We start from the raw sequence: 12,200 nt of genomic DNA, 5'->3' as shown, positions 1-12,200 counted from the left end.
AACTCAACCCAAACACTGCGCATGCAAGTAGACAAAGTCACTTTACAGGACCTTTCTGTTTTTCATTCAGAAGAATTCCAGTCAGTATTCCATCATATCAATTTAACCTTAACCAATGGGGGCAGGGAGTATCTTCGATATTTACTTGCCCACCCATTGGAGTCGGTAAAAGCCATAGAACAAACCCAATTAACAATTCAACAATTGGGATCCATTATGGATCAATATCCAGTAAGCCCTTCGAACGGAACGGTATTGGTGATGGAAAAATTCTTTGAGTCTCCCATTAATAATTATCCTTCTGACATAGGGATAGTTAGTGCCTTAGTGTATAAATATCTAAATCTGGCAGATTACTCCCTGTCAAAGTTTACCGTAGAGCATGCGCTGGACTTTGTGCAGGGTATGGAAAAAATAGCGGCTTTGATCACCCTGGACAATGGTTCTATTTGGCTAAACCAAACCGCAGAACGCATTCGTCAATTACTAAACAAAGAAATGGTGCAGGATATGATTCAGACGAATAAAAAAAGTCTTAGCCCTACCACCATTTTAAAATTTGCCCAGTTCATTAGAACCCGATTCAAGAATGCCACAGAAGAATTGATTGAGATTCACAGCAAGTTAGATGCCTATATCAGTTTAGCCAAAGCCGCCAAAAAATTTCATTTCACTTATCCTGAAGTAATTGAAACCAATGAACCTTGTATTGAAGCAGAAGGCTTGTATCATTTTTTATTGGAAGTACCTGTTTCCTATGAAGTAAAATTAAATCAGTCAGCGAACTTTATTTTTCTCACAGGAGCAAACATGGCTGGTAAAAGTACTTTCATTAAAGCCGCAGGTCTAGCTGCCTATATGGGGCATATTGGCATGGGAGTTCCTGCTAAAAAAATGAAAATCAGCCGATTGGATGGTATCTTAAGCAATATTCAGGTTTCGGACAATATTATGAAGGGAGAGAGTTTTTTCTTCAACGAAGTACAGCGCATTAAGAAAACCATTGAGCGAATCAGCGATGGCAAAAAATGGCTGATTCTGATTGATGAACTTTTCAAGGGAACCAATCAGGAAGATGCAGTGAAATGCAGTACTGTTGTAATTGAAGGGTTAAGAAAACTACCCAATGCCCTGTTTATTTTATCAACCCATTTATACGAAATAGGGCATCAATTAAAACATTACCCCAATATTCAATTTCGCTATTTTGAAACTGCTATTCAAGACGATCAGCTTTTATTTAGCTACCAATTAAAAGAAGGCATCAGCAATGACCGACTGGGATACCTCATTTTAAAAAGAGAGGGCGTGGTTCAAATGTTAGAAAATTTATAGTACCTTGACTATAAATTAAGACAGCATGAAATTCCTTGTACGATTTGTAGGTATTTCCATGATTATTGTTGCCCTTTACAATGTATGGGTAGTAATTGACGTGCCACCTACATTCAAGGTATTAGCTACTACAAAAGTAGATTCGAGTGCAATTGTTAGCCTTGGCAATGATGCCGGTCACGGCAATCTGTTAGGTATACAATCTGCACTCAATCCAATTCACTATTCCAATAAAGTTACCCTGAAAGACAATTTGCGCAGTTATCTGCAGGCTGCCAATGCAAGGGGCCTAATCAATGCAAAAACGGTTATTATTTTCCCAGAATATATTGGTAGTTGGCTGGTTGCGATGGAACAGAAAAGCAGTGTGTATGAGCATACAAATTTAACCGATGCCATGACCGCTGTAATTACTGCCAATATTTTCAAATTCGGTGTTGCTTATATGACCGCTCCTTCAGGAACCAAAGACAAAGACAAATACGCTGCATTTGCTATGAAAGCAAAACCTGTGGCACAAACCTTTGATGAAATATTCAGTGAACTAGCAAAGGAATTTAAAGTAACCATTGTAGCTGGATCCATTGTATTGCCTGAGCCCTCATTGGATGAAGCAGGTAAACTAAAAATTGAAAGAGGAAGATTATACAATACCAGCATTGTGTATAATCCTGAAGGAAAAATTCAGGCTCCGCTGGTGAAGAAAATATTTCCGATAGACGAAGAAGCCGGATTTACTACTCCGGGCGATAAGAATCAGGTACCCGTATTTACTACCCCAGCTGGTAAACTAGCTGTATTAATTTGTGCTGATAGCTGGTATCCAGAAGCGTATTCCAAACTAACTGACGATATAAAAATGATTGCCGTGCCTTCTTTAGGAGCGGTAGACTCGGTGTGGAATGCACCTTGGAATGGATACAATGGCTTCAAGGCGCCTTCAGACGTAGATACATCTGATTATAAAAAAATTACCGAAGGAGAAGCCTGGCAAAAATATTCTATGGGCCCTCGTGCGGGTAAAGCCCATATTCCTTTTGGCATGAATGTATTCTTCACGGGAAATATGTGGGGCAAGAAAGCCGAAGGCCGTGTATTGGTATTAACCCGCGATGCTTTAACTGTACTACCCCCTACCACTGACACTGGAAGAATTGTGAACCAGTGGTTATACTAGATACATGCTTACTCATTCTTCGTACGATGTAATTATTATTGGAGCAGGCTATGCAGGATTAGCTGCTGGTCTAGCTTTACAGAAAGAAGGTAAAAAAATTTTATTGCTCGAAGCCCGCAATCGATGTGGTGGCAGAATTCTCACGGAATATTTTACAGCAGATCAGTACACCGATTTAGGGGGACAATGGATTGGCCCGGGCCATGAACGCATGTATGCATTGGCCAAAGAGTTTGGTATCGATACTTTTCACACACACGATACAGGAAAAAGTAGTTTATTGTTGAACGGGAAACACAAATTATACAAAGGCATTATTCCACCCCTTCCCTTGTTTGCATTGTTAAGTGTAGACCGCGCCATTCGAAAAATTAATAAGCTGGCAAAAACCATTGATCTGGAAAAACCTTTTGCCTCTCCGCATGCAGCGGAATGGGATTCCATGAGTTTGGCAGACTGGATGAATCAACAGATGAAAAATGAAACAGCCAGAAAAATGTTTGCCGTTTCTGCTGAAGCCGTTTTTGCTACAGATGCATCCACCCTTTCTTTTTTGCATGCTTTGTTTTACATAAAGAGTAGTGGCAACTTAGACTACCTGATGAATATTCATAAAGGAGCGCAGCAGGATCGAATTAAAGGCGGCGCACAAAGTATTTGCATTAAAATGGCTGAAACATTAGGCTCTGCCATACAGTATGAAAAAGTAGTAACCCAAATTATCCAGGATGAAAACGGAGTAAGGGTTTCAGGAGATGGATTTAGTTTCTCTACTTCGCATTGCATTGTTGCCATTCCGCCAGTAGCCGCAACGGACCTAGATTTCAGCCCTGCTGTTCCGGAAGCACAATGGAATCTAATGAAAGCTAGTTTCATGGGAAGCGTGGTTAAATGCTATGCGGTATATGCTACTCCTTTCTGGAGAAAGGAATTTAAAAATGGTTTGGTGGCGGCACCCGATGAAATGACTTCCGTAGTTTTTGACAACTCACCTTGGGATGGAAGCAAGGGCATTCTGATGGGATTTAGTCTGGCCGAAAAAGCAAAGCAACTGATGCAACACGATATTGCAGAAAGACAAGAATTGGTTAAGGCTGGATTCGTGCGAATGTTTGGACTCGCTGCTGCTGAGTTAGAATACTATACCGATAAAAGTTTTACAGAAGAGCCCTTCACGAAAGGATGTTATGCAGGCATGTTTCCTCCGGGAATACTCACACAATACCAAAGCTCCTTATCCAAGCCTTTCGATCGCATACATTGGGCCGGAACCGAAACCAGTACGCAATTCAACGGCTATATGGAAGGTGCTGTTAGAAGTGGTGAGCGAGCAGCGAAAGAAATTTTAGTATAAAAATTGTCATTGCCCTAAGACTATTTTTTATAGCCATTTCCCCAATTAGATTTATCTAAGGACCGATAGCCAATAGCTTCCAACAAATGTTCCTTTTGAACTTGTTCAGAACCAGCCAGGTCTGCAATGGTTCTGCTAATTTTTAAAATTCGGTCATAGGCCCTGGCACTTAGGTTTTGTGATTTCATGGCTGTAGCAAGTCGTTCTGCACTTATATTATCTAATACTACATGCTTTCTTAAAAGTGCGGATGTCATTCGCGCATTGGTATATATATTTTTCTGTTTGCGATAACGAGCCAACTGAATAGCCCTGGCTTTAACAACTCGCTCACGAATAATTGCAGAGTCTTCTTCTTCCGTTTCTTTTGCCATATCTTCTATTGGCAGTGCATTCACTTGAATATGCAAATCAATGCGATCAAGTAAAGGACCAGAAACTTTATTTAAATACCGATTCACCTGACCCGATTCGCAGGAACATTCTTTTTCTGGGTGATTATAGTAGCCGCAGGGGCAGGGATTCATTGCAGCCACCAACATAAAATTAGCTGGAAAAGATTGCGTGATTTTATTTCGGGAAATAGAGATTAATCTTTCTTCCAAGGGTTGTCTTAATACTTCTAATACTTCACGAGAAAATTCTGGTAGTTCATCTAAAAACAACACGCCGTGATGTGCAAGGGAAATTTCGCCAGGCAACGGGTTCAATCCACCCCCTACCATTGCTATCATAGAAAGGGTATGATGCGGAGAACGAAAAGGTCTCCAACAAATCAACCCTGTCTGTTCCGTTAACTTACCCGCTACACTATACACTTTAGTTGTCTCTAATGCTTCGTTGATATTCAGCGGTGGAAGAATACTAGGCAGTCTTTTCGCCAACATGGTTTTGCCTGCACCAGGAGGCCCCATCAAAATAATATTATGTCCCCCGGCAGCAGCAACTTCCATTGCCCTTTTAATCAGCTTTTGTCCTTTTACTTCTTTAAAATCGCAATCATGATCAATGGGTTTTTGTTGCAATGCTTCATTTCCACGAATGGTCACTGGCATCAATGTATTTTCTCCTTCAAAAAATTTCACCAGTTCTTGTAAATATTGTACACCCCATATATCCAAACCCTCTACCAAACTAGCTTCCGCTACATTTGCCTTAGGTATAATCAATCCTTTAAAGCCTTCCTTTTTTGCTTGCATGGCCATGGACAATACCCCATTTATACCATTCACTTTGCCATCTAAACTGAGTTCTCCAATTACCATAAAATCTTTTAGTAGCGCTGTATTGCTGAGCTGATCGCTTGCGCCTAAGATTCCTAAGGCAATGGGCAAATCCAGTGCAGTTCCTGATTTTCTAATTCCTGCTGGTGCCAAATTCACAATTACTTTGGTACGCGGCATATGATATCCCATATTCTTTATAGCCGTTTCTGCTCTGTGCAGGCTCTCTCTTACAGCACTATCTGGCAACCCTACAACAGCATAGCCCTGCCCCATACTCACATTCACTTCTATACGAATGGTGATGGCTTCAATGCCTTGCACAGAACTGCCAAAGACTTTTACGAACATAGTTATGGTTTAGTATCACAAAATCAGCGATTATATGCAGAAAAATAAACGTGTTTATACCTAACTTTCGTCCATGAAAAAACGGTTGCTTTTCTTGCTATTCATTTGTGTCGTAAACATTGCACAGGCACAGTGGTCTCCTTTTCGCTTTGCATTTATTTCTGATACGCATATTGGGTCGCCCAACGGAAGTGCTGAAGAAGATTTACGCAGAACGGTAGCCGACATCAATAGCATGCCAGAGATTGCTTTTGTAGTGCTCACCGGAGATATTACAGAATTGGGAACAGATGAAGAAATACAATTGGCAAAAGAAATTTTATCTGCTCTAAAAGTGCCGTATTATATTTTAGCAGGTAACCATGATACCGGATGGAGCGAAAGTGGCGGTGTAAGTTTTGGTAAAATCTTCGGGTACGATAAATTCAGTTTTTCTTTTAATGGCATTCAGTTCCTAGGATGCGCGTCCGGGCCTTATGTAAGAATGAGCGATGGGCATATTCCTAGAGATGCGGTTAACTGGTTAGACAAGGAATTGAAAAAACTGGATTCCAAACAACCGATTGTATTTTTAAACCATTACCCCTTAGACAAAGATTTAGATAACTGGTATGAAGCTATAGATAGATTAAAACAACACAGAACACTGGCCGTTTTAAGTGGTCATTGGCATACCAATAGAAGACTGGATTATGAAGAAATTCCTGCTGTGGTAGGTCGCTCTAATCTTAGAGCCAAAGCGGCTTATGGCGGATACAATATTGTGGAAGTAAGATCTGACTCTATGGTTTTTGCAGAGCGTACACCAGGTATTGAAACTAAAAAACCTTGGACAGGTATTGACTTGGCAGAAAATAAATTCAGCAATAAAGAATATCCGCGACCCATTTATACCATGAATGACAGTTTTCCTTCGGTAAAATCAAGATGGGTATATGCTTCAGAAGCCAATATCATTTCAACACCAGCCATTACACAACAATTGGTAATTGTAGGGAATAGTTTAGGTACTATTGAAGCCATAGATAAAGCAAGCGGTAAAAGAAAATGGAAACACCAAACTAAGGGCGCGATTTATTCAAGCCCCGCCATCCATCAAAACAAAGTGGTGGTTGCTTCTGGCGATGGAACCATTTATTGTCTGAATCATACCAATGGAAAAATCATCTGGCAGTTCAAAGCAGAAGCTGCTGTGTTGGGCTCTCCACTGATTTATGACAACAAAGTATATATTGGCGGCAGTGATCACCATTTCAGATGCCTGGATTTGAATTCAGGAATGCAGAAATGGAGTTATAATGCATTGGAAGGCCCTGTTGTTAGCACTCCTGTTTTCAGTAATGGTAAAATTATTTTTGGATCATGGGACCGGCATTTGTATGCGCTAGATGCATTCAATGGAACACTTGCCTGGAAATGGAATAATGGATCCATGGTTAGAAATTTTGCTCCGGCTTCCTGTATTCCTGTGGTGCAAGATGACATTGTTTATATAGTTGCACCAGATCGCTATTTATCTGCTATTGACATGCAAACAGGCAATACTTTATGGAGAACTAAGGAAGCCACTGTACGCGAATCCATTGGCATTTCAGCTGACGGAAAATGGCTTTATACCAAAACTATGAGCGACGGATTTGCTGTATTTCCAACAGGAAGAAATCCGCAGAACCTTGCCTGGAAAAAAGATTTTGGCATTGGCTACGAGCATGTTCCCTCCATGCCCATTGAAAAAGAAGGCAAAGTATATTTTGGAACGAAAAATGGAATTATTTACGCTATCGATCCTTATACTAGAGAGAAATTGTGGCGATATAAAATTGATAACTCCATGGTGAATACAGTGAACTTTGGTAACGCCAACGAATTAGTAGCTTCCACAATGGATGGGAAAATTGCGTTGTTAGATTTGCAATACTAAAGGGCGCTGTTCAATTAAAGGGCTCTATTCAATTAATACTGGCCCGTGCTTAACATCACGAGCGTGCAGGCTTCAACAGGTTCAATTCCGTTTTGCTCAGCCAGTTCAATCAATGCATCATTTTCTGTACCTGGGTTAAATATGATGCGCTTGGGATGCAAAGACAAAATATAATCGTAATAGCTTTCTTGCGCTGTTGGATTTAAATACAATGTAACCGTGTCTACATTTTCTACTGTGGGTGGTTCTGTTACAATAGTAACCCCCGCTACTTCAGCAGCTTTCCTTCCCACCGCAACTACTTCATGCCCATACCTGCGTAAACGGGTTACTGCTTCAAAACTATATCGGGCTGGGTTATCAGAGGCACCCAGCACTACTGTCTTTTTCATTTAAAATACTTTACTCCCCTTTTACTATTTACACTTTGTCTTTCAACAATTCCTTGTGAGAGGCATCACAATAGGGTTTGTTTTTAGATAATCCGCAACCACAGAAAGAAACTTTTTCTTTTACATCTATAGTTCCATCGGGTTTGTGAATATTCATTTTAGCCGTAACAACGATTTGTCCGAAAGGCTTTACTATGATATCTATAGCGTCTTGTGTTGTTTTTTGTTCTTGTTCCATGGTATAAAGATACGAATGCTTTCGCGGAAGTAAATACCCATGGTATTCACAACAGTATTAATTAGTGTATAAATGATTGTTTAAAAGTATAGCGAATTCCTAAAAAGCCCCGAATTCCCTGATTAGGCGCAAACATATAAGTGGGATCAAAACTCAGTGCATAAGGATTATCTGATGTGGCCAGCACCTGACCATTGGGTTGAAACTGCACGTTTTTATCGAAGGGATCCTGCGCACGGGCAATCAAAAAAGGACTGTAACGTGTGGGCAGAAAATTAAGGAGGTTTTTGATGCCTCCATAGAGTTCCATTCCTTTCCAATAATGAAAACTGAACTGAATATTTTGTAAGCTATACCAGGGGGAGTATGGCTGTCGCGGGTCGAGCGGTCCGAGCAAAGGCAAACGCATGGGGCTGTAAATATTACCCGTATAGTCTATATCCAGATGAATTGCCGGAAACTTATAAGACAAGGTCCAGGTTCCAGAGAACCGTTCTGTCAGTATCTGCTGTGCTTTTTGCCCGTTTTGATACAAAGCCACATCCATATAGGTTCCGCCGAGATTCAATTTCAAGCGATTCTGCAATGCAATATCTGCCCCTACCGAAACACCTTTGCTTATGGCGTGACCTTGCAAATTGGTATAAATGATTTGATTGGGATCGGTTTCAAAATCACCTACAATCCGATTATTGAAATAGGTATAAAAGGCTGATACATCTAATGTAGTGACATTACTGTTTCTACCGTAGAGCTTATGAATATAGTTGAGGTTGATATTAAAAGATTTTTCTGGTTGTAACTGTTCAGCAATCACTACTTTTCTTGCACCGGACAATGCGGCATGGTCTTCGGTAAATAAATTTACTACACGGAAGCCCGTTCCAATATTCAATCGTAGGAATTGCTGTGGATTAAAAGTGTACTTATATGCCAACCTTGGTGTTACTATATTTCCGTGTTTGGAGTGATAATCGTATCGAAGCCCCAGCAATATTTTATGCTGATCATTCAGGGTAATTTCATCCTGTACAAAAAGCCCTGGCAATACTACTTTCTGTGGTTGCAATCCCCAACTGCCGGGATGCGGCGCGCCTGTGCCAGGCGTATTGTCATTGTAATAAGTATAGCGTGCAGCAGCACCTAACAACCAGTCGTGATTCCTTATTTTTTTATCCCAAGTAATTTGAGCAAATGCCACTTGCTGTTTGCCCATGTACAAGGTATTTCCATACATGCTGTTCTGGTGATGGTGATTCAGCGAAAAAGCAAGATTCATCTTTTCTTTAACAGGCAGTTGATAATTTCCCATCAATTCCACCCGATTAGTATAAATACTTTCGCCATATATTACATCTGTACCTCTGTAATTTTTGTTCCAGTTCATTTGGCCACCCCATCGGTCTTCATATAAATACCGCGCAGCTAAATTGAATTGGCGATTTTGCCTTTGCTGTATAGACCATTTTTGAAATAGGCTAATCCGCTGTTGTAAGCTTAAATCGGTAAATCCATCTTTATTCTGATCAACGGGATTTGAATAATTAAAGTAATTAATGCCAGTTAAAACATGGGCCTTTGCTCCTACTTTATTGGTGAATGCAAGATCCGTATTGGTTTCTCCCCAGGTTGTTGTCATTAGATCTAATCCGATACTTTGCTTATCACTTACTTTTTTAGTGATAATATTGATCAGTCCTCCGATGGCTTCACTTCCGTACAATGAAGAAGCTGGGCCTTTTACAATTTCAATTCTTTCTATCATGGAAGCAGGAATACCTGATAATCCATAAACAGTTGAGAGCGCACTCACAATGGGCATACCATCAATCAATACCATTGTATAAGCACCCGGTAGTCCATTGATTTTAATTTCACCTGTATTGCAAATATTGCAATTGTTCTGTGGCCTAACTCCGTTAACGTGTAACAATCCTTCAAATACATGGAAGGCTGGATTCTTTTTCAGAAAAGCAGCACTGTATACTTCAACAGGTACAGGGCTTTCCACTCGTTTTACTTCTTTCATTGTACCCGTTACAACTACTTCGTCCAGATCACGGCTCATGGGCTTTAACAATTGGGAAGTATCTGCTGCTACAATTTTTGAACTGTCTTTTCTGGCTTGTGCAATAAGGCAAACTGGCAGTATCAGAACAAGTAAAAACAAAGCATATGCAGCGCAAAAGCATCTTCGCATTACTAATTGTATTACTTGCGGAAAAGACATTAACAGAATTGTTTTGGTTTATTACGGGGTAAAACTATAAATGTTAGACGAGCCTAACAAATATTTATTTTGATTTTAGCGTATTTTTAACCCATGCAAGTATTGTCGTATACAGAAGAAAATTATTTAAAAGGACTCTTTAAGCTCACTATTGAAGTTGGAGAAAAGGAAGAAGCAGGGACCAATGAAATTGCGGCCCACCTGGGGGTGAAACCTGCTTCTGTAAATGATATGCTGAAAAAGCTAAAGGATAAAAAACTGATTCAATACGAACGATACGGCAAGTCTTCTTTAACCAAAGAAGGCAAAAAAAGGGCCATAGAAATCGTTAGAAAACACCGCCTTTGGGAAACATTCTTACACGAAAAACTGTCTTTTAACTGGGATGAAGTACATGAAGTTGCTGAACAATTGGAACATATCCAGAGTAAAAAATTGATTGATAAGCTTGATCAATTTCTAAATTATCCTTCCTCCGATCCACATGGAGACCCCATTCCAAATGCTAAGGGCGAGTGGCCGCTTAATAAAAAATAAATAAAGAAAACTTTAATCGATATTTACTTCTCCCTGTTTCATTTTATTCAATACTGTTTCAAATGCTGCAGCAGAAAAACGCATAGTAGATCTTAGTTTAATAGCTTTTTCTTCCCAATTAATGGCTTCGGCTTTATTGCCTGTTCTATATAGTAACCTTGCATAAGTATCCATCAATTCTGCTGATTCATAAAACTCTAATCCGCGTTTAGCTAATATTAAGGCCTTACTTAAGTATGCAGGATTTTTAGAAAAAGTATATACATCCCATGCTCCTTCATTCAACGCATTGGCATAAAATTGCCCTCGGGGTGCAAATGGTATCACACTTCGTTGTACGCCTTGAACACGAACAGTTTTACCTAACTTATTACGAATGCTATCTGGAATTTGAGCAAAAACTTCAGGGGGAATCCCCGAACCAGTAGTATTGAGCAACTTTAGTTGCGCCAATGAATCTTCTTTGCGAATATCTTCAGGCTTTATATTCATGAAGTAACGTTCATAAAAAGAAAATACATTACGCATATAATTAACAGTATCATTAACGCCTTTATAATAGGTGAGCATTAACTGCATATTGGCTTTAGGCCCTTCTTCAGGCTTATCGGTAGTAAAAGTGTTTTGCCTAAATGAAGCAACTTGATACGCAAAAGGAAGGTTTTTATCTTCAATTGCTTTATTGATAGACTTAAAGGAAATTCTACTATTAATAACCTGACGTTCTCTCAAAGGCATATTATACCAAGCCATCATGTAATTATCTCTTTGCTTTTCTACAAATTTTTGTGCTGTAGAACCAACAATAGGGGCGCATCTCAAAACATATTGAAGAAAACTGATAGCAGTTGCTGAATCATCAGGTGCCTTTTGTGTGAGTTCGTCAATAAGATTGGAATGAGGTTCAAATCCAATCTTTAGTACTTTGTCTACAAGCTTTCGAATCACTACAAAATCACCAACTTTATTATAATAATTTTGTTTCAATTCTTTAAACGAACCATTATTCGAACGCAATTCTGCTTTGGCACGTTGAATACCTTGAATATAGGGATACGACGATGTAGAGCTTGAAGGTAATATTTGTAAAATGTTTAACTGTGCATCAAACCAAATAATACCAAAAAAATCTTTAGGTACTGTATAGATTGAATTTGCTGCATTAAACTCAACAGGAAACCGAGGTTGCTGAATTAAAATACAATTGCTATCTATACTATTTTTTGCAGCCACCAATCCTGCCTCAGCAACGTCGTTACACTGAACACATTTTTCCGATGTAATTACCAGCATTACCAATTTATTTTCCTTATCAGCTTTTTTTGCAGCTTCTTCAATAGTAAGTCTAGAAAAATTAGGCTGCGCAAATACACCAACTGAACATAACGCCAGCAGGAAAAAGAAATAAGGTTTTAACATAGATTGATTATTGCGATATAAAT

The 12,200-nt window shown here is 39.5% G+C and carries 10 protein-coding genes; 5 read left to right on the top strand and 5 right to left on the bottom strand.

Translation table 11 applies throughout. The annotated features are described in order from the left end of the window. Positions 1-21 precede the first annotated feature (21 nt). The 3 genes from TEGAF0_RS11885 to TEGAF0_RS11875 are packed head-to-tail and all read left to right on the top strand — an operon-like array spanning position 22 to position 3,866. Positions 22-1,335: a MutS-related protein gene (locus tag TEGAF0_RS11885; RefSeq protein ID WP_264898517.1), complete on the top strand. Its 1,314-nt coding sequence runs from the start codon at positions 22-24 to the stop codon at positions 1,333-1,335. A gap of 25 nt (positions 1,336-1,360) precedes the next feature. Then, the gene (locus TEGAF0_RS11880) at positions 1,361-2,512 is read left to right on the top strand and encodes a carbon-nitrogen hydrolase family protein (protein ID WP_264898515.1); all 1,152 of its coding nucleotides are present in this window, start codon (positions 1,361-1,363) and stop codon (positions 2,510-2,512) included. 4 nt (positions 2,513-2,516) lie between these two features. Beyond that, the gene (locus TEGAF0_RS11875; protein WP_264898513.1) at positions 2,517-3,866 is read left to right on the top strand and encodes a flavin monoamine oxidase family protein; all 1,350 of its coding nucleotides are present in this window, start codon (positions 2,517-2,519) and stop codon (positions 3,864-3,866) included. A 20-nt stretch (positions 3,867-3,886) separates the two neighbouring features. Here the strand turns inward: TEGAF0_RS11875 and TEGAF0_RS11870 are convergent, their stop codons facing one another. After that, the gene (locus TEGAF0_RS11870) at positions 3,887-5,440 is read right to left on the bottom strand and encodes a YifB family Mg chelatase-like AAA ATPase (RefSeq protein WP_264898511.1); all 1,554 of its coding nucleotides are present in this window, start codon (positions 5,438-5,440) and stop codon (positions 3,887-3,889) included. Between the two features lie 73 nt (positions 5,441-5,513). On the opposite strand from TEGAF0_RS11870, the gene TEGAF0_RS11865 reads away from it, so the two are divergent. Then, complete coding sequence (locus tag TEGAF0_RS11865) at positions 5,514-7,361, top strand: outer membrane protein assembly factor BamB family protein (RefSeq protein WP_264898509.1); 1,848 nt, start codon at positions 5,514-5,516, stop codon at positions 7,359-7,361. Positions 7,362-7,393: 32 nt separating this feature from the next. Here the strand turns inward: TEGAF0_RS11865 and TEGAF0_RS11860 are convergent, their stop codons facing one another. The 3 genes from TEGAF0_RS11860 to TEGAF0_RS11850 form a co-directional block, all read right to left on the bottom strand. After that, positions 7,394-7,753 carry a CoA-binding protein gene (locus TEGAF0_RS11860; RefSeq protein WP_264898507.1) on the bottom strand — a complete coding sequence of 120 codons (360 nt, stop codon included), beginning with the start codon at positions 7,751-7,753 and terminating at the stop codon, positions 7,394-7,396. A gap of 28 nt (positions 7,754-7,781) precedes the next feature. Further along, entirely contained in the window at positions 7,782-7,991 is a 210-nt protein-coding gene (locus tag TEGAF0_RS11855; protein WP_264898505.1) for a CDGSH iron-sulfur domain-containing protein, read from the bottom strand. A gap of 61 nt (positions 7,992-8,052) precedes the next feature. Next, positions 8,053-10,191 carry a TonB-dependent receptor plug domain-containing protein gene (locus TEGAF0_RS11850; protein WP_264898504.1) on the bottom strand — a complete coding sequence of 713 codons (2,139 nt, stop codon included), beginning with the start codon at positions 10,189-10,191 and terminating at the stop codon, positions 8,053-8,055. Positions 10,192-10,314: 123 nt separating this feature from the next. Here TEGAF0_RS11850 and TEGAF0_RS11845 point away from each other — a divergent pair, with 123 nt between their 5' ends. Next, positions 10,315-10,758: a metal-dependent transcriptional regulator gene (locus TEGAF0_RS11845; RefSeq protein ID WP_264898503.1), complete on the top strand. Its 444-nt coding sequence runs from the start codon at positions 10,315-10,317 to the stop codon at positions 10,756-10,758. Positions 10,759-10,770: 12 nt separating this feature from the next. On the opposite strand, the gene TEGAF0_RS11840 is transcribed toward TEGAF0_RS11845, so the two are convergent. Beyond that, positions 10,771-12,177 carry a hypothetical protein gene (locus tag TEGAF0_RS11840; protein ID WP_264898502.1) on the bottom strand — a complete coding sequence of 469 codons (1,407 nt, stop codon included), beginning with the start codon at positions 12,175-12,177 and terminating at the stop codon, positions 10,771-10,773. Positions 12,178-12,200: the final 23 nt, after the last annotated feature.

Origin of the sequence: Sediminibacterium sp. TEGAF015, assembly GCF_025997995.1 — a bacterium.
In the GTDB taxonomy this organism is placed as follows: Bacteria; Bacteroidota; Bacteroidia; order Chitinophagales; family Chitinophagaceae; genus Sediminibacterium.
This window is presented reverse-complemented; position numbering and strand designations above follow the sequence as displayed.

What these genes read in the sequence shown, in the direction of transcription:
- TEGAF0_RS11850 (WP_264898504.1), bottom strand. Translation starts at nt 10,191, where the DNA reads ATGCGAAGATGCTTTTGCGCTGCATATGCTTTGTTTTTACTTGTTCTG.
- TEGAF0_RS11880 (WP_264898515.1), top strand. Translation starts at nt 1,361, where the DNA reads ATGAAATTCCTTGTACGATTTGTAGGTATTTCCATGATTATTGTTGCC.
- TEGAF0_RS11860 (WP_264898507.1), bottom strand. Translation starts at nt 7,753, where the DNA reads ATGAAAAAGACAGTAGTGCTGGGTGCCTCTGATAACCCAGCCCGATAT.
- TEGAF0_RS11875 (WP_264898513.1), top strand. Translation starts at nt 2,517, where the DNA reads ATGCTTACTCATTCTTCGTACGATGTAATTATTATTGGAGCAGGCTAT.
- TEGAF0_RS11865 (WP_264898509.1), top strand. Translation starts at nt 5,514, where the DNA reads ATGAAAAAACGGTTGCTTTTCTTGCTATTCATTTGTGTCGTAAACATT.
- TEGAF0_RS11845 (WP_264898503.1), top strand. Translation starts at nt 10,315, where the DNA reads ATGCAAGTATTGTCGTATACAGAAGAAAATTATTTAAAAGGACTCTTT.
- TEGAF0_RS11840 (WP_264898502.1), bottom strand. Translation starts at nt 12,177, where the DNA reads ATGTTAAAACCTTATTTCTTTTTCCTGCTGGCGTTATGTTCAGTTGGT.
- TEGAF0_RS11885 (WP_264898517.1), top strand. Translation starts at nt 22, where the DNA reads ATGCAAGTAGACAAAGTCACTTTACAGGACCTTTCTGTTTTTCATTCA.
- TEGAF0_RS11855 (WP_264898505.1), bottom strand. Translation starts at nt 7,991, where the DNA reads ATGGAACAAGAACAAAAAACAACACAAGACGCTATAGATATCATAGTA.
- TEGAF0_RS11870 (WP_264898511.1), bottom strand. Translation starts at nt 5,440, where the DNA reads ATGTTCGTAAAAGTCTTTGGCAGTTCTGTGCAAGGCATTGAAGCCATC.